Annotated in this window: 16 protein-coding genes and 1 pseudogene; 10 read left to right on the top strand and 7 right to left on the bottom strand. The window is 66.7% G+C overall.

Annotation, left to right across the window (positions count from 1 at the left end):
- Positions 1–13 precede the first annotated feature (13 nt).
- The 5 genes from ACX9NE_RS16735 (at position 14) to ACX9NE_RS16715 (ending at position 5,294) form a co-directional block, all read left to right on the top strand.
- Entirely contained in the window at positions 14–979 is a 966-nt protein-coding gene (locus tag ACX9NE_RS16735; protein ID WP_459362371.1) for a lactate/malate family dehydrogenase, read from the top strand.
- A 77-nt stretch (positions 980–1,056) separates the two neighbouring features.
- On the top strand, positions 1,057–1,698 hold the full coding sequence (locus ACX9NE_RS16730) for a YoaK family protein (protein ID WP_459362372.1): 642 nt from the start codon (positions 1,057–1,059) through the stop codon (positions 1,696–1,698).
- Between the two features lie 29 nt (positions 1,699–1,727).
- Positions 1,728–2,450: a response regulator transcription factor gene (locus ACX9NE_RS16725; RefSeq protein WP_459362373.1), complete on the top strand. Its 723-nt coding sequence runs from the start codon at positions 1,728–1,730 to the stop codon at positions 2,448–2,450.
- Between the two features lie 19 nt (positions 2,451–2,469).
- Entirely contained in the window at positions 2,470–3,747 is a 1,278-nt protein-coding gene (locus ACX9NE_RS16720; RefSeq protein WP_459362488.1) for a sensor histidine kinase, read from the top strand.
- 575 nt (positions 3,748–4,322) lie between these two features.
- The gene (locus ACX9NE_RS16715; RefSeq protein WP_459362374.1) at positions 4,323–5,294 is read left to right on the top strand and encodes a lactate/malate family dehydrogenase; all 972 of its coding nucleotides are present in this window, start codon (positions 4,323–4,325) and stop codon (positions 5,292–5,294) included.
- A gap of 254 nt (positions 5,295–5,548) precedes the next feature.
- Here the strand turns inward: ACX9NE_RS16715 and ACX9NE_RS16710 are convergent, their stop codons facing one another.
- From ACX9NE_RS16710 to ACX9NE_RS16700, 3 genes are read right to left on the bottom strand one after another with little or no spacing between them, the layout of a single operon-like run.
- Positions 5,549–5,896 carry a hypothetical protein gene (locus tag ACX9NE_RS16710; RefSeq protein ID WP_459362375.1) on the bottom strand — a complete coding sequence of 116 codons (348 nt, stop codon included), beginning with the start codon at positions 5,894–5,896 and terminating at the stop codon, positions 5,549–5,551.
- Positions 5,890–6,171: a hypothetical protein gene (locus ACX9NE_RS16705; protein ID WP_459362376.1), complete on the bottom strand. Its 282-nt coding sequence runs from the start codon at positions 6,169–6,171 to the stop codon at positions 5,890–5,892. The genes ACX9NE_RS16710 and ACX9NE_RS16705 overlap by 7 nt, the downstream gene beginning before the upstream one ends.
- Positions 6,137–6,529: a hypothetical protein gene (locus ACX9NE_RS16700; RefSeq protein ID WP_459362377.1), complete on the bottom strand. Its 393-nt coding sequence runs from the start codon at positions 6,527–6,529 to the stop codon at positions 6,137–6,139. Before ACX9NE_RS16700 ends, ACX9NE_RS16705 begins: the two co-directional genes overlap by 35 nt.
- A gap of 174 nt (positions 6,530–6,703) precedes the next feature.
- Here ACX9NE_RS16700 and ACX9NE_RS16695 point away from each other — a divergent pair.
- Positions 6,704–7,328: pseudogene (locus ACX9NE_RS16695) on the top strand (transposase); the annotation flags it as partial.
- Here ACX9NE_RS16695 and asnB read toward each other — a convergent pair.
- Positions 7,297–9,276, bottom strand: coding sequence for an asparagine synthase (glutamine-hydrolyzing) (asnB, locus tag ACX9NE_RS16690; protein ID WP_459362378.1), 1,980 nt, complete (start codon positions 9,274–9,276; stop codon positions 7,297–7,299). The pseudogene ACX9NE_RS16695 and the gene asnB overlap by 32 nt on opposite strands.
- 222 nt (positions 9,277–9,498) lie before the next feature.
- Here asnB and ctaC point away from each other — a divergent pair, with 222 nt between their 5' ends.
- The 4 genes from ctaC (at position 9,499) to ACX9NE_RS16670 (ending at position 12,747) form a co-directional block, all read left to right on the top strand.
- Positions 9,499–10,566: an aa3-type cytochrome oxidase subunit II gene (ctaC, locus tag ACX9NE_RS16685; RefSeq protein ID WP_459362489.1), complete on the top strand. Its 1,068-nt coding sequence runs from the start codon at positions 9,499–9,501 to the stop codon at positions 10,564–10,566.
- A gap of 8 nt (positions 10,567–10,574) precedes the next feature.
- A complete protein-coding gene (locus ACX9NE_RS16680; RefSeq protein WP_459362379.1) occupies positions 10,575–10,994 on the top strand; it encodes a cytochrome c oxidase subunit 4 in 420 nt (139 codons plus the stop codon).
- A 176-nt stretch (positions 10,995–11,170) separates the two neighbouring features.
- Positions 11,171–12,103 carry an MmpS family transport accessory protein gene (locus ACX9NE_RS16675; protein WP_459362380.1) on the top strand — a complete coding sequence of 311 codons (933 nt, stop codon included), beginning with the start codon at positions 11,171–11,173 and terminating at the stop codon, positions 12,101–12,103.
- Positions 12,103–12,747, top strand: a complete 645-nt coding sequence (locus ACX9NE_RS16670; protein WP_459362381.1) for a DUF2561 family protein — start codon at positions 12,103–12,105, stop codon at positions 12,745–12,747. Before ACX9NE_RS16675 ends, ACX9NE_RS16670 begins: the two co-directional genes overlap by 1 nt.
- Positions 12,748–12,933: 186 nt before the next feature.
- On the opposite strand, the gene qcrB is transcribed toward ACX9NE_RS16670, so the two are convergent.
- Genes qcrB through qcrC form a run of 3 tightly spaced genes read right to left on the bottom strand, consistent with a single transcriptional unit; the run spans position 12,934 to position 16,675 of the window.
- Positions 12,934–14,607, bottom strand: coding sequence for a cytochrome bc1 complex cytochrome b subunit (qcrB, locus tag ACX9NE_RS16665; RefSeq protein ID WP_459362382.1), 1,674 nt, complete (start codon positions 14,605–14,607; stop codon positions 12,934–12,936).
- Positions 14,604–15,836 (bottom strand): cytochrome bc1 complex Rieske iron-sulfur subunit, encoded by a 1,233-nt coding sequence (gene qcrA / locus ACX9NE_RS16660; protein WP_459362383.1) that lies wholly within the window; start codon positions 15,834–15,836, stop codon positions 14,604–14,606. Before qcrA ends, qcrB begins: the two co-directional genes overlap by 4 nt.
- A complete protein-coding gene (gene qcrC, locus ACX9NE_RS16655) occupies positions 15,833–16,675 on the bottom strand; it encodes a cytochrome bc1 complex diheme cytochrome c subunit (protein WP_459362384.1) in 843 nt (280 codons plus the stop codon). The genes qcrA and qcrC overlap by 4 nt, the downstream gene beginning before the upstream one ends.
- Between the last annotated feature and the right edge of the window lie 32 nt (positions 16,676–16,707).

Raw genomic sequence — 16,707 nt, 5'->3', positions numbered from 1 at the left:
GGGAGGTATCAAAGTGAAAGTCGGCATCGTAGGAGCAGGCGAGGTAGGAGCGGCTACCGGGCTGGCGTTGGTCGAGCACGGACTGTGTCGCGAGATCGTGCTCGTCGATCGCAACGAGGCGCGGGCTGCGGGGGTGGCATTGGATCTGCGGTACGGAGCGCCCCTCACGCCCGACTCAGAAGTGCGGGCCGGTGGTTTCGACGACCTCGCCGGGGCAGCACTGGTGATCATCACCGCCGGTATCAACGAGCGCGCCGGCGGCGCCATCGACCGCGCCGACCCCCAGGGGCGGCTGCGCCTGGCTGCGGAGAACGCCCTTATCTACGCCGACATCGTGCCAAGGATCGTGGACGTCGCGCCCGCGGCGGTGTTGATGGTGGTCACCGACCCGCCGGACCCGTTGGCCGACGTCGCTCGTCGACTCGCCGGCCACAGCCGGGTGCTTTCCACCGGCACTCTGCTGGACAGCCTGCGTTTCCGGGTCCACCTGGCCGAGCGGTTGCACGTCCGGCCCTGTGACGTCGACGCTGTAGTGGTCGGCGAGCACGGCACGTCCGAGGTTCTGTTGTGGTCCACCGCCTCGGTCGGCGCCCGTTCGGCCCTGGACTTGCTTGACCGCGACGGCCGGCGGCTGGAACAGGTTCGCAAAGAGATCGAAGACGACGTCCGTTACGCCAACATCGCCATCATCGAGGGCACGGGAGCCAGCCGGTACGGCATCGCCGCGGTGGTCGCGCGGTTGACGGCGGCGGTGTTGCACGACGAGCAGGTACTGCTGCCGGTCGGTTTCTACCACCCCCACTACGGCACCACGCTGTCCCTGCCCGCGGTGGTCGGAATAAACGGCGTCGAGCGGGTCGTCGAGCCACCGATGACCACCGACGAGCGGGTCGCGCTGGAAGGCAGCGCCGCGATTTTGCGCGGGGCGTCGCAACGATGCGAACGGGCGCTGACCCTGGTCGCGGCCTCCGGCCAGTGATGGACGTGCTGCAGCGCCGGCTAGCGCCGGCGCTGTCCACGACGGTAAGCCGCCCGCGGCCTGGGTGGCCGGCCACGGTGGCCGCAGTGCTCACTTTCGGCACCGGGGCCCTGGATGTGACCACGCTGACCCATCTCGGCGGCGTCTTCGCCAGCGTCATGACTGGCAATTTCGCCTTGACCGGACTCGCTCTTGCCCATTGCGACGCCGCCGTGCTGACCCACACCGCGGTGGGTCTGGCCGGCTACGTGCTGGGCGTGGCCGCCGGCACTCGAATCACCGGTCGGCATAAGGCCGAAGATCCGGTGTGGCCGCGCCCGGTAACCGCGGCGCTCGCCGTCGAATTCGCGGTGCTGGTTGTTCTCGCCGTGGGTTGGGAAGCCACGCGCGGCGCACCTGTGGGGGCGGCTCAACTGGCATTGCTCGCCGCAGCAGCGGCGGCCATGGGCTTGCAGGGCGCGGCGATGCGCAGGCTCGCCGTGACCGTGACTACTACCTACCTCACCGGCACCCTGACCGGCGTGGTCGCCACGCTCACCGGATCGCCGCGCGCACGCACCGACCGCGCCTCGCTCGCCGCGCTGACTGCTGCCATCGGCGGTGCCGCCGTCGGGGGCCTCGCGCTGGCTACCGTGCCGGCCGCTGTGCCAATGCTGATGCTGACCCCCGTCGCGGCGGTCCTGGCACCGCCCGTTCGTGCGGCCGTCGGGGCCATTTGACCGGGTCCACGCGTCGATAGACTGGGAAAATGGCTCAGCTGCTGGTCGTCGAGGACGATCAGACCATCGGCAATCTGCTCGTGGACGGGCTGCGCGCCCACGGTCACGAGGTGAGCTGGGCCCGCAGCGGGCGTGGCGCGCTGCGGGAGGCCGCCGTCGAGGACTTCGAATTGGTGCTCCTCGACCTGGGCCTGCCCGACCTGGACGGGGTGGAGGTGTGCCGGCAGCTGCGCGACACTTTGCCCAGCGCCGTCCTGGTCATCCTCACCGCCCGCGACGCCGAGATCGACATCGTCGTCGGCCTCGACGCCGGCGCCGACGACTACCTGACCAAGCCGTTTCGCTACACTGAGATGCTGGCGCGTATCCGGGCACACCTCCGCCGCGGGCCGAACCAGGTCAAGCCGCCGCACGCCCACGTCGTGGGTGAGTTGATCATCGATCCCGCCGCGCGCACCGCCGCCTACCACGGGTACCCTCTCGAGCTTCGGAGTCGCGAATTCGACCTGCTCGCCCGGCTGGCCGCCGAAGCTGATACTGCCGTCCGCCGGGAGACGCTGATGGCCGATGTCTGGGACGAGAATTGGTACGGGCCCACCAAGACGCTTGACGTCCACATCGGCATACTGCGCCGCAAACTCGCCGACGCTGCTTCCCGAAACGGCGCCACGCCAACCGAGGCGCCGACGATCACGACGCTGCGAGGCTACGGGTATCGCCTCGACTCGCCCGGGCGGTCGCCGGATGCGTAAGCGCATCGTTACCTTGGCGGTGCTGTCGGCGGCCCTGGCCACCAGCCTGTTCGCCGTCCCGCTGGCGATCGCGGCGGCGCGATACTTCTTCATCGACCAGGCCACCGACCTCGAGCGGGTTGCCGACATCGCCGCCGTCGAAGTCGCGACGGACCTCGTACACGGTCACCCGCCGGGCCACCTGCGGCCTCACCCGCGCGGCACGGATGTCGGGCTCTATGGCGCGGACGGGCGCCTTGTCAGCGGTCGCGGACCGATGGGAGCCGACGCGCTCGTGAGGCGGTCGCTCGCCGATAACGCCGTGCACAGCGACTCCGATATAGGCCAGCTGACGGTGACCGTGCCGATCGCCAACCGGCCCGGGGTTGCGTATGTCGTGCGGGCCGCCGCCTCGCCGCGGGGCGTCTATCCCAGGATCGCGGTCACCTGGCTCGGCATGATCACCCTCGAAGCGGTGATTCTTGCCGCCATATGGCAACTCGCCCGCCGGCAGGCGCGCCGACTCGCCAATCCGGTCGAGACGCTCGCGGCATCGGCGGCCAGGCTAGGCGACGGCGACTTCACGGTGCGGGCGAACCACAGCGGCATCCCCGAAATCGACACCGCGGCGACGGCTCTCAACCAGGCCGCAAGCCGGATCGGCAACCTGGTGGAGCGCGAACGCGCGGTTACGGCCAATGCCTCGCATCAACTGCGTACGCCCCTGGCGGGGCTGCGCCTACGTCTGGAAACTGCACTTGACACCCCCCACGCGGACTACCGGGCGGCGATCCGCGACGCGATCGCCGACGCGGATCGTCTGGAGCGCACCATCGATGACCTCGTCACGCTGGCCCGCACCCAGGAGCACCGAACGGAACCGTTGGACACGGCGGCGCTGCTCGGAGAACTGCGAGACGCGTGGCACGACCGAACCGCCGCGGCCGGGCGGATCCTCGAGGTCACCGGCGATCCGCGGCTCGGGCCGTCGCAGACGTCCGCCGCCGCGGTCCGACAGATCTTGGCCGTACTTGTCGAGAACGCCACACGTCATGGGACGGGTCAGATCACCGTCCGCGCCCGGGGAGCGGGAAACAGCGTGGCAATCGACGTCATCGACGAGGGGCGGATCAGCGACGACATTAGGCCGTTCGAAGCCCAAGAGGCTAAAGCCGACGGCCATGGCATTGGCCTACCGCTGGCCCGCAGCCTAGCCGAGGCCGAAGGTGGACGGCTGCTCCTCGCATCGCGCGCACCGACGACCTTCACACTTTTCCTCCCGAGCGCCACGGCGGATGACGTTAGTCAGGATGCGTGAGCAGACCCATAATCGCATCTCCTGGGTGTAGCAGTGCGATTCTGCGCCCTGCTGGCCGGGCAGGGCCCGGCGCGAACACGCCACTAGCCGTCGCTGTTTGGCTGGGCCAGCGGTGCAAGTAGTGGCGGGCGATGCCGCGTTGTTCCCACGGCCGCCCGGACTTGCTTCGCGGCTCGAATGACCAACTCGACAAACACGTTGCGGCCATAGTGCAAACGCGCGGAGCGTCGCGCGAATCGCCGGCCCCGACTGACATCACTGCGTGGGACTCAACCACACCCCGCTCAGCCCGCCGCGTCTCCACGACAAACCGGGGCCTGCTACCCGACGCTTCGTCACCTACCTGGACGAGACCTCCAACTTTCAGGACGCAACACGGCAATTCTCATTCTTCGGCCGGATCAACGGCCTGCAACGCGGGCGCCGCGCTCGACGAGTCCAATCTATCGACACCGAAACCCGATCCGCATCAAGGTAAATCGTTGGCTTACCGATCGGTGGCCATCTGATGACCAGCGGTTCCTTAGCTTCGAAATTACGTGATCAAGCAATAAACGAATTCGGGAGGTATCGCAGTGAAAGTCGGAATTGTCGGAGCTGGTGAGGTGGGGGCTGCGACGGCCCTGGCGTTGGTCGAACGCGCGGTGTGCCGGGAACTCGTCCTCGTCGACTGTGACCAGGCGCGGGCAGCGGGGGTGGCTTTGGACCTGCGTTATGGTGCCCCGCTCGCGCCGCCCGTGGAAGTGCGCGCCGGCGGGTATGAGGACCTCGTCGACGCCGACTTGGTGATCATCACGGCCGGTGTCAATGAGCGCGCCGGCGGTGCGATCGACCGGGCCGACCCGCAGGGGCGGTTACGGTTGGCCGTCGAGAACGCCCTCATCTACGCGGACGTCGTGCCGCAAGTGGTGCGCTCGGCACCGGATGCGGTGCTGATGGTGGTGACCGACCCCCCCGACCTGTTGACTGATGTCGCCTGCAGCCTGGCCGGACACACCCGGGTATTTGGTACCGGCACCCTCCTGGACAGCCTGCGGTTTAGGGTGCACTTGGCCGAGCGTTTCTTGGTGGAACCCGCCGATGTGGACGCGCTGGTGGTCGGCGAACATGGCACCTCACAGGTGCTGCTGTGGTCGACAGCCACCGTTGTCGGCCGGCCTGTCCTGGACCTGCTGGATGGGCAGCGCCCACCGATCGAGATTTGCGAGGAAATCGAGCGCGACGTGCGTTTCGCAAATATCGCCATCATCGAGGGCACCGGGGCCAGTCGCTACGGCATCGCCGCTGTGTCGGCGAGGTTGGCTGCGGCCGTGTTACGCGACGAGCGGGTGGTGTTGCCGGTCAGCGTCTACCACCCGAAATTCGGCGCCGCCTTGTCACTGCCTGCAGTGATCGGGTCCGATGGCGTCGAAGGCGTCGTGGAGCCGCCCATGACCGCCGAGGAGCGTACAGCCCTCGAGAAAAGCGCCGCCATCCTGCGTGCGGCATCCGCACAATGCGTAGACGTACACGACAGCGCAGCGACAACCCAATGGCTGGCCAGTTAGTTGTCGCCGGGTCATAACGTTGTAGACGCGGTTGGGTCCGGGTGTAAGGAGGACGGGTCCTTCAATGAAGGAACCCGTCCCATGACCCACCGAAATGCCCCGCCGCCTGTTCAAGTCATGGTCGATCGGTGACGCGCCGCGCCCGCCCGTCCCAGCGTGGTACCTGTCCATTGCTAGGGCAGCGAGTACAGCGCCTTGGCGACCTCGGCAGGTGGAAATCGCGGTGCACCTTGACCGTCTTGAACACCGGCACGTCATAGCAACCGGGCATAGGCCAACAGCTTTGGTTGCTCGTCGGCGGTGAACACCTGCGCCGGCCGTGCGCAGGTAGTGCCATGGATGCGGGTGCCCGCGGTGTCACGACACCAGCGCAGCACGGCATCCTGCGCCTGGTGCGGGCTGGTGAATGTTTCACCGTCACAGAAGTTTCGACGTACATACTGCGCGCTGCGCTCCACGCGCGGCTTGTCTTTCGATGTCATCCGGGCCGGGTCGGTGAGGAACCCGGCATGCCCGGCGTAGTCGAGCCACCCCTGGCTGAACTGCGGGTTGACCGCATCCGCGGCAGCGATCACCGGTTTGAGGTTGTCCGGGATCAGCACCGCGAATACGCCCGCCGAAGAATTCCCACGCCGCCTGACATCCGGCCATCACCGCCGCCAGGGTCTGCAGGTATGTGCCGGCTGTAGACGGCGGTGAAGATCAACGCGTGCACCTTGCGGCGCCGCCGGTCATCGGCGTCGGTGAGCATCCCCAGATGGCCGAAATCGACCTGGTACTCCACTCCGGGATCACCATCAGCAACCCGTACCGTGATGCCCTTGCGGCCGAAACCGCAACGCTCACTGGCGAATCGGTGCAACGTCCAATACGGCACCACACACCCCCTGCCGGAACAGCAGGGTGTGGACCTTGGTCACCTTCAAAGGCCGCTGCTCATTGTTAGCGGCCCACCCACCCGGTGATCTGTTCTTCGAACCCTGCAGTTGCTCCCAGGCCGCGCCGTGACCATCGGGGCGGACCGGACGCACCGCTTCGGCGACCATCCCGATCACCGCGTCATCGACCGCGCTGAGGTCGTCGTCGCGGCGCAGACCGGCCGCCTGCGGGGCCTCCACGTAGCGGCGCACCGTCTTGCGGTCCAGGCCGCAATGCGCGGCGATCGTGCGGTACCCCGGGGCCGGCAACCCCGCCACCCCCAGCCACACCCGTAGCACTTCCCTGATCTCGTTCAACACTGACCTCCCGAAAAGCCATGCCGCCGACCTTCGTGACTTGCGCTGTCATGGCGATCGAACGGACAAATGAAAACACCACCGACGCGACGCGCGGGTGGTCCCATAACTGGCAATCCAGGTGGTCCCATCACCCTGGCAAAAAATCAGGTCACAACGGTCCCATCCTTACGGCAGGCGACACGCGGGATCCCGGATCGGGTCACCTACCACCAATACCGGCACTACCGGGCTCGGCGCAGTCTGCGCGGGACCGACGAGCAGGTCGCCAAGGCCCAACGCGCCGTCGACGGGCACGACGCGGTCAAACGCAACTGGTTCATCAAGCCGGCGGGTGCCACCAAGACCTTCGACCGTGTCTTGCAGGCAAAGAGCCGGGCACTGGCCGGGTCGAAGGGCTACACCACCAACCTCGCCGACCAGTCTGCAGAGTTCGTCATCGGTCCATATCACCGGCCCTGGCGCATCGAGAAGGCCTTTCGGATGTCCGAGCACGACCTACAGGCAGGCGGGATCAACCACCATAAGCGCGAGTCCATCGACGCTCACCTGACAATCGTGTTCGCAGCCGTGGCCGTCAGCTACTACATCGAGATCCGAACCGGTTGAGCATCAGAAAATTCGTGCGGACCGCACGCCGCTACCGCACGTGCAAAATACCGCCGGCCGCCAAATCCTGACCGCTGCAGATCGACTACCCGACGACCTCCGCGACGCCATCGCAGCGATCACCCCGGGCCGTGCACACTCAATTGTCCTAAGTCGGGTCATAATTCGACCGGGTACACCGGTTCGCTGATTTGGGGCACAACGCTGTGCTCGACGAAGATCGCGTGCCACAGCATGAAGATGAGCATCGTCCACAGCCGGCGGCTGTGGTCGCTGGCGCCAACCCGGTGTTCGTCGAGCATCTGCCGTACCGCGTCGAGGTCGACGAGATGTCCCGCCTGTGACGACCCGACCATCTCGTAACCCCACTCCAGCAGTTCCCCGGCACGCAGCCAGTGCCGGATCGGAACCGGGAATCCGAGCTTGGGCCGATTCAACACATGTGCGGGCACGATCGGCTCCAGCGCCCGCCGTAGCGCGTACTTGGTGGTGGTGCGGGTGATCTTGGCCTGGTAGGGCAGTCGCGAGGCGACCGCGAACACCTCCGGATCCAAAAACGGGACCCGTAGTTCCAGCGAATTGGCCATCGTCATCTTGTCCGCCTTGACCAGGATGTCGCCGCGCAGCCAGGTGAACAGGTCGATGTGCTGCATGCGGGCCACCGGATCCCAGCCGGCCGAGCCGGCGTAGATGGCTGCGGTCACGTCGGTGTGCGTCCAGTCCTGCCTGAACCGGGGCAGCACGGCGCGCAGCTGCTCGTCGGTGAAACTGCGGGCGTTGCCGTAGTAGCGCTCCTCGAGTGTCAGGGAACCCCGATGGAGCAGGCTCTTGCCGCGCATACCCTCGGGCAGCGGCCTGGATACCTTGCCCATCGAGCGCCGCAGCGGCCGCGGCAGGTAGTCGAACGCCTTGAGCGAGAGCGGCTCACGGTAGATCGTGTACCCGCCGAACAACTCGTCGGCACCTTCACCCGACAGCACCACTTTGACGTGTTTGCGGGCCTCGCGGGCGACGAAGAACAGCGGAACCAGAGCCGGGTCGGCGACCGGTTCGTCGAGGTACCACACGATCTCGGGCAGCGCGCTCACGAACTCTTCCGCGCTGACCACCTTGGCGATGTGCCGGGCACCGATCGCTTCGGCGGATGCCACGGCGACATCGAGTTCGGAGAAGCCCTCGCGCTCGAAACCGGTGGTGAACGTGATCAGCCGGGGATTGTGCCGGATCGCCAGCGCCGCAATCGCCGTCGAGTCGATGCCCCCGGACAGGAACGACCCGACGGTGACGTCGGCGCGCATGTGTTTGGCGACCGAATCTTCCAGCACCGCCGTGATCTCGTCGTAGCGCGCTTGCTCGGTGCCCGGTGCGATCGGCACCGCCGCGAACCGCGGAACGAAGTAGCGGGTGACGGCAGGGGCCGATCCCGGCCGGATGCGGGCGCAGCAGCCCGACTCGAGCCGACGTACGCCGCGGTGCAACGTTTCGGGTTCGGGCACGTACTGCAACACCGTGTAGTGCTGCACGGCCCGTTCGTCGATGCCTGTGTCGAAGCCGACCAGGCCGGCGAGGTCCAACAGGCATTTCTTCTCGCTCGCCACCGCGGTGCCGCCGGCGCCGGTCGCCATGAACAGCGGCTTGATGCCGAACGGGTCGCGCGCACAGAACAGCTCCCGTGTGACGGTGTCCCACAGCGCGAACGCGAACATGCCCCGTAACCGCTTGAGCACGGCGGTGCCCCAATGGTGGTATCCGGCCACGATGGCTTCACCGTCGCCGTCGGTGGCGAAGACGACACCGTGCACGGCACGCAGTTCCTCGCGGAGCTCGAGGTAGTTGTAGATCTCGCCGTTGAACACCAGCACGTAGCGGTCCGGTGTCTCCACGGGGCCCCAGCGCAGCGGTTGGTGTGAGTGAGCGATGTCGATGATGGAGAGTCGGTTGAATCCGAAGACGACGGAACCGTCGGCGTCGGGATCGGTCCAGGTGCCCGGCTCGTCGGGCCCCCGGTGGCGCATCAGGTGCGCGGCACGGGCGATCGCGCCGTCAGCTTCGGCGGCACGCGCTGCGGCGGCGTCGTCGCCTGTGCCGGGGCCGTCCGGGCCCGCTGCAGCGGCAACAAAGGCCAACAATCCACACACGGCGCCCCAGTATGCCGCAGTCGCGCAGACCGCGCGGTGGCGCCGTGCATGCTGCCCCCGGCGGGTCGCGGTGACCAGGCAGTCGCCCGTCGCAGCGGCGTGGTCTACGCTGCGTAGTATTCGACATCCGAGTTAGACCGAGCGAGCCAACGGCCGGTCGGCACAGCTTGCGATACAGGAGGCGTCAACGTGACACGTCGCGGGCACGACAGTTCGCAGAGCTTGTCGCAGTACAGGTCTCAGCAGCGTCCCACCACGGCGCGGGGATTGTCCCGTCTGCTGCGCCCGGTGGCGCTGGCCGCGACGCTAGGTGTGCTGGCGGTCAGCCTGAGTGCCTGTTCGTGGCAGGATGCGCTGGCCCTCGGCTGGCCGAAGGGCATCACCCACGAGGGTCAGCTGAACCGGCAGTTGTGGATCGGCGCCGTGATCGCCTCGCTGGTGGTCGGCGTCATCGTCTGGGCCCTGATCTTCTGGGCCTGCGCCTTTCACCGGAAGAAGAAGGGCGACGACGAATTCCCCCGGCAGTTCGGCTACAACATGCCGCTGGAGCTGGTGCTGACTGTCACGCCGTTCCTGATCATCTCGGTGTTGTTCTACTTCACGGTCGTGGTGCAGGAGAAGATGACGCACCTGGCCAAGGACCCCGAAGTGGTGATTGACATCACTTCGTTCCAGTGGAACTGGAAATTCGGCTACCAGCGCGTCGCCTTCAAGGACGGCACGTTCAAGTACGAGGGTGCCGACGAGGCGAAGAAGAAGGCGATGACCTCCAAGCCTGAGGGCAAGGACCGTCACGGTGAAGAGCTCGTCGGGCCGGTCAAGGGACTCAACACCGAGGACCGCACCTACCTGAACTTCGACAAGGTGGAAACCCTGGGCACCAGCACCGAAATCCCGGTCCTGGTGTTGCCGGCCCACCGGCGCATCGAGTTCCAGATGGCTTCGGCCGACGTCGTCCACGACTGGTGGGTGCCGGAATTCCTGTTCAAGCGTGACGTACTACCCAACCCCGAGGCGAACCACTCGGAGAACCGCTTCCAGGTCGAAGAGATCACCAGGACGGGCGCGTTCGTGGGCCACTGCGCCGAGCTGTGCGGCACCTACCACGCGATGATGAACTTCGAGGTGCGGGTGGTGGAGCCCAACGACTTCGTGGCCTACCTGCAGCAGCGGATCGCCGGCAAGACGAACGCCGAGGCCCTGCAGGCAATCAACCAACCACCCCTGGCGATCACCACCCATCCGTTCGACACCCGCCGCGGTGAATTGGCCCCGAGCTCCAGAGGTTAGGACGACTCATGCACATCGAAGCCAGGCTGTTCGAATTCATCGCCGCGTTCTTCATCTTGGTGACGGTGCTCTACGCGATACTGACCGCCGTCTTCGCCAACGGCGGCGTCGAGTGGGCCGGCACCACCGCGCTGGGGCTGACCGGCGGCTTGGCGCTGATCGTGGCGACCTTCTTCCGGTTTGTGGCGCGTCGCCTCGACACTCGCCCGGAAGACTACGAGGGCGCTGAGATCAGTGACGGCGCAGGCGAATTGGGGTTCTTCAGTCCACACAGTTGGTGGCCGATCATGATCGCCCTGTCCGGATCGGTGGCCGCTGTCGGCATCGGTCTCTGGCTGCCCTGGCTGATCGTCGCGGGTGTCGTTTTCATCCTGGCCTCGGTAGCCGGGCTGGTCTTCGAGTACTACGTTGGACCCGAGAAACACTGATTGGAGCCGTAAAGGTCACAATCAGGTCACCAGTTGACCGGTGGGCAGTTTGCCACGGGACCTGTGTCCCGGCCGGTTGGGTAGGGTTTCCGAGGCACGATGAGTTTTCACGTAGTGCACGGAAGCAGCCGCGGAGCCCCGCGCGCTGGTGGGGTAGTTGGACAGGGTAGGCAGACATGAGCGGGCCGAATCCGCCGGGACGGGATCCTGACGAACCCGACCTTGCCAGCGAGCCCGCCCAACCCGGATCCGTCAGCAACAGCGACGAACTCGATCATGGCGACGAGCTGGCGCCCCTCGATGACGCGGGCGAGGTGGCGCCCGCAGCTGAGACCGACGCCTACTCACGTGCCTATTCCGCACCCGAGTCCGAACTCTTCAGCAGCCCCTACCTGGCGAGCGACCTGGCGCTGTACGACTATGACAGCTATGACGACGCCGACCCGGATGACGACCGGTCTCCGCGTTGGCCATGGGTGGTCGGTGTGGCCGCGATTCTGGCGGCGATCTCGCTGGTCGTGGCGGTGTCACTGCTGGTGACGCGGACCAGTACCAGCCAACTCGCCAATCCAGCGACCACCACCTCCTCGGCGCCGCCGGTACAGGATCAGATCACCACCACCAAGCCGCCCACGTCGGAGCCCCCTCCGCCGCCGTCCTCTGAGCCGCCACCGCCACCGCCGCCGCCCGAAACCCCTACCGCAACGGAGACGCAGACAGTAACTGTGACGCCCCCGCCGCCGCCACCGCCGCCGCCGCCCTCGACTACCGGCGCGCCGCCGCCGGCCACCAGCACCACCGCCGCGGCGCCACCGCCCACGACCACCACACCAGCCGGTCCCCGGCAGGTCACGTACTCGGTGACCGGCACCAAAGCTCCGGGTGACATCATCTCGGTCACCTATGTCGATGCGTCGGGCCGGCGCCGGACGCAGCACAACGTGTACATACCGTGGTCGATGACCGTCACGCCGATCTCGCAATCGGACGTGGGTTCGGTGGAGGCATCCAGCCTCTTCCGTGTCAGCCGACTGAACTGCTCGATCATCACCAGTGACGGAACGGTGTTGTCGTCCAACACCAATGACTCGCCCCAGACGAGCTGCTGATGGTGGGTAAGTATTCGGCGTATCGGCGCGGGCCGGACCCGGTGGTCAACCCCGACATCATCGACCGCATCATGATCGGCGCCTGCGCCGGGATATGGCTGGTGCTGGTCGGCGTCAGCGTCGCGGCGGCCGTCGCGCTGGCCGACCTCGGCCGTGGCTTCCACAAGATGGCGCGGACTCCGCACACCACGTGGGTGCTGTATGCCGTCATCGTCGTCTCCGCGCTGATCATCGCCGGTGCCATCCCGGTGTTGGTGCGGGCCCGCCGCATGACGCAGCTGGAACCCGTGGTGCGGTCGCGGGCCCTACAGGGTGGAGCGGTCAGGCCGGGGCGGCCCGCCGCGCGATCCGGGACACGCACCCCGCTCGAGCCGGCGCGCCGCGAGGCGGTGAAAGCGTATGGCGCCCTTGATGAGTGGTCGGGAGCGGTGGTCGACCGGATCTGGCTGCGCGGAGCCCTCGCGCTGACCAGCGTGATAGGTACGTCGCTCATCGCGGCCGCGGTGGCGACGTACTTGATGGCGGCCGGCCACGACGGTGCGTCGTGGGTCAGCTACGGGTTTGCGGGAGTGATCGCAGCGGTTCTGCCGGCCGTCGAAGTTCTCTACGTGCGGCAACTGCGCCGCGGCCAGGCCGCGCACTGAGTTTTCTGTTGCTGCCCGCCTTCGGCGTGTATCGCGGGGCCTTCAGCGTGTAGCGAGGGTGGGATTCTGACCGCGAGCCCGCCCCGACCGCACGCTGGAGCCCCCGAGGCCCGAAACGCGCAGCGGTATAAGGCAAGCCGCCGCCCCCGGAAACCGGGGACGGCGGCTCAGTGCCTCGCTCGGGCCCTAGTTGTGCCCGCCGTCGGTCGAACCGTTGGAGCCGTTGGAGGAGCCGTTAGAGCCCTCCTGGTGCTCACGCAGGGCGGTGAGCGCACGGACTTCGGCGGCATGGCCCGCCTCCCGCAACGCCGCGTCCTCCGACGCCGGATCGGCGAACAGGAAGCTGCCGCTACCCGGGGATCCGGCCGAGCCCAGCTTGTTCATCTTCTTGGGCAAGGCGGCACCCTGGTACCCCAGCGGGATCGGGTGGCCGTGGTCGTCGACCGGTCCGAGCGGCTGGTGCAGCTCGATGTAGGCACCGTGCGGCAGCCGCTTGATGATTCCGGTCTCGACGCCGTGTTCGAGCACCGCACGGTCACTGCGCTGCAGCCCGACGGCCCACCGGTAGGTGATGAAGTACACCAGCGGCGGCAGAATCACCATGCCGATACGCCCGATCCACGTCGTCGCATTCAGCGAGATGTGGAACTTGAACGCGATGATGTCGTTCATCGCGCACAGCGTGAGCACCATGTAGAAGCTGATCGCCATCGCGCCGATCGAGGTGCGCACCGGAGCATCCCGCGGACGCACCAGCAGATTGTGGTGCGCGTAGTCGCGGGTGAACCGCTTCTCCAAGAAGGGATAGATGATCAGCAGGACGAAAACGAGGCCCATGATGATCGCCACCCAGACCACCGCCGGAATGGTGTGGTGCCAGAAGTAGAACTCCCATGGCGGCCAGATACGAGCCAGACCTTCCGTCCACATCATGTAGAAGTCGGGCTGCGAGCCCGCCGAAACCTGAGAAGGCTTGTAGGGACCCAGGTTCCAGATCGGGTTGATCTGCAGCAGACCGCCCATCAGGCCCAGCACACCGACGATGCAGGCGAAGAAAGCACCGGACTTGACCGCGAAGGTCGGCATGACGCGCACGCCGACGACGTTGTGCTCGGTGCGGCCCGGTCCGGGGAACTGTGTGTGCTTCTGGAACCACACCAACGCCATGTGAGCGCCGATCAGGGCAAGGATGGTGCCCGGGATCAGCAGGATGTGCAGCGCGTAGAGCCGCGGGATCAGGATCGTGCCCGGGAAGTCGCCGCCGAACAGCGCCCAGTGCAGCCAGGTGCCGATGATCGGCATGCCCAGCGTGATCGACGACAGCGCCGCGCGCAGCCCGATGCCGGACAGCAGGTCGTCGGGCAACGAGTAGCCGAAGTAACCCTCGAACATCGACAGGATCAGCAGCAGCGACCCGATCACCCAGTTCGCCTCACGGGGCCGGCGGAAGGCGCCGGTGAAGAAGATGCGCGCCATGTGCACCATGATCGACGCCGAGAACATCAGCGCCGCCCAGTGGTGGATCTGTCGGACGAACAGACCACCGCGCACTTCGAACGAAATGTCAAGCGCCGTCTCGTAAGCCCGTGACATCTCGACGCCGCGCAGCGGCTGGTACACGCCGTTGTAGGTGACCTCGGCCATCGACGGGTCGAAGAACAGGGTCAGGTACACGCCGGTGATCAGCAGCACGATGAAGCTGTAGAGCGCTATCTCACCGAGCAGGAACGACCAGTGCGTCGGGAACACCTTGTTGAGCTGGCGCCGCACCGCCGCGGACGGGTGATAGCGCGAGTCGATGGCTTCACCCTGGCCGGCCAGGACGTCGCCGATCTTCGGGGGACTCAATTTTGGACTCATGTTGTTGTGCGCTCCCAGAATGCCGGTCCCACGGGTTCGATGAAGTCACCGCTGGCGACGAAATACCCGTCGGAGTCGATTGTGATGGGCAGCTGAGCCAACGCGCGAGCCGCCGGGCCGAAGATCGGCTTGGCGAAATGCAATGCGTCGAACTGCGACTGGTGACACGGGCACAAGATTCGGTAGGACTGTTGTTCGTACAGCGATGCGGGACAACCCAGGTGCGAGCATACCTTGGTGTAGGCGTAGAACTCGCCGAAGTTGAAGCTCTCCTGGCCCTGTCGCTTGACCACGCGGTCCACGTCGCTGGGTTTGATCCGGATGAGCATCACCGGGTTGCGGACGCCCATCGCGATCTCTTGCAGCTTTTCGTGAGATTCCACGGTGGTGCCGTCACCGTCGGACTCCCGCCACGGAAACACGGTCTCCATCCCGCCGGCGTCCATGTCTTCCGGGCGCATCTTGAGGAAGGGTGGACCGTCATGTAAGCCGGTCGCCCGCGCCAGGTAGATCGTTTCGCCCTTGTAGCGCGGGGTCCAGCCGGAGGTCCACAGCACCGCCTTCTGGCCCTCGGCGGTGGGAACGACGGGTTTCCACGGGTTCTTGATCAGGCCGCCGGCAAACGCCACCAGGGTGCCCAGGCCGAATGCTCCCAGGCCTATCCCCAGAGATGCGCCGATCAGCTTGCGCCGTCCGACGGTCGAGCCCTCGTACGCGTCGGCCAGGTTGGCCACCACCGTCTTGCGGTCGATCTCTCTGGAGGCGCCGTCGTGGCGATCCTGGATCGTGATCTCTTCTGGGATAAAGCGTTTCTGGAAGAGCACTGCGCCGATGGCGATGGACAGGATGGACATCCCGAAGGTGAACCCGTACAGCGGAGTGGCCAGCGAATACAGGAGGTTGCCCGAGGAGCCGGTCGGCTTGTACTCCCACGGCCAGAACAGGAAGACCAGCAGCAGGGCAAGCCCGAATCCGCCGCCCAGCAAAAGCCAGGCGGCGACCCCGCGCGTGGCCCGCTTTTCGGCCTTGGTGCCCTCGACGGGCCAGCGCGGCTCCTTGTAGACGATCTGGACGCCGTCGATCGTGCTGCCCAGCTCCAGCAGTTCCTCGCGTGACATGCCCGCCAGGGCCGCGTCGTCGGGCTCCGTCTGACCCGAGTGGGTGGTGGTGTCAGTGTCGGAGCCGACGTCCCCTCTAGCGCCGTCGGTCCCGTGCGGTTCGTCGCTCATGCTCGCGCCCCAATCCACAGTGCCAGCCCGATTGCGGAGACCATGCCGATGATCCACATCGCCATGCCCTCGGGCGCGGGTCCGAATCCACCCAGTCCGTAACCGCCCGGGGAGCGTTCCTCGGCGGCGGTGCGCACGTAGGCGATGATGTCTTTCTTCGCTTCAAACGACAGCTGGCGGTCGGCGAACTTGGGCATATTCTGCGGCCCGGTCAGCATGGCGGTGAGGATCTGCTGCTCGTTGGCCTCGCCCAGGTCAGGTGCGTACTTGCCGGACGACAGCGCGCCGCCCTTGCCGGTGAAGTTGTGGCATGAGGCGCAGTTGAGTCGGAACAGGTCGCCGCCGCGGCCGAGGTCGGTGCCACGCAGCGACTGCATTGCCAGGCTGCCGTCCGGGTTGCGCACCACCGTCGGACCACCGCCGTTGGCCTGGACGTAGGCGCCGAGGGCATCGATCTGCGCCTCGTCGAAGATCGGCTCTTTGCGCGGCGCCTGCGCCTCGCCGCGCATGGCGGGCATCCGGCCGGTCGACACCTGGAAGTAGACGGCCGCCTCGCCGACACCGATCAGGCTGGGGCCGTGGTCGGTCACGCCCTGCAGGTTGGCGCCGTGGCACGACACGCATGAGGTGTCGAAGAGTTGCTTGCCGGTCCGCAGCATGGCCGAGCCCGACTCGTCGGCGACCGCGACCTGCGGTGCCGGCGTCAGCACGGCGGCCAGGCCGCCGGCGATGGTCAGGGCGATCAGCAGCAGGAGTCCGCCAGACAGCCGCCGGTGCAGACGCCGCCGCGAACGAACACTCTTGCTGTCACCGGATGGGGTGAACCCAAATTTCTTCAACCGAGCACTCCTGTTCATTGGTGTATTCGGGA

This window comes from Mycobacterium sp. ML4, assembly GCF_054515735.1.
Note: the sequence above shows the minus strand (reverse complement) of the source record. Positions and strands in the feature narration are given on the sequence as shown.

Coding starts and splice junctions, on each gene's coding strand:
- ACX9NE_RS16725 (WP_459362373.1), top strand. CDS start 1,728: ATGGCTCAGCTGCTGGTCGTCGAGGACGATCAGACCATCGGCAATCTG.
- ACX9NE_RS16680 (WP_459362379.1), top strand. CDS start 10,575: ATGCACATCGAAGCCAGGCTGTTCGAATTCATCGCCGCGTTCTTCATC.
- ACX9NE_RS16675 (WP_459362380.1), top strand. CDS start 11,171: ATGAGCGGGCCGAATCCGCCGGGACGGGATCCTGACGAACCCGACCTT.
- ACX9NE_RS16670 (WP_459362381.1), top strand. CDS start 12,103: ATGGTGGGTAAGTATTCGGCGTATCGGCGCGGGCCGGACCCGGTGGTC.
- qcrB (WP_459362382.1), bottom strand. CDS start 14,607: ATGAGTCCAAAATTGAGTCCCCCGAAGATCGGCGACGTCCTGGCCGGC.
- qcrA (WP_459362383.1), bottom strand. CDS start 15,836: ATGAGCGACGAACCGCACGGGACCGACGGCGCTAGAGGGGACGTCGGC.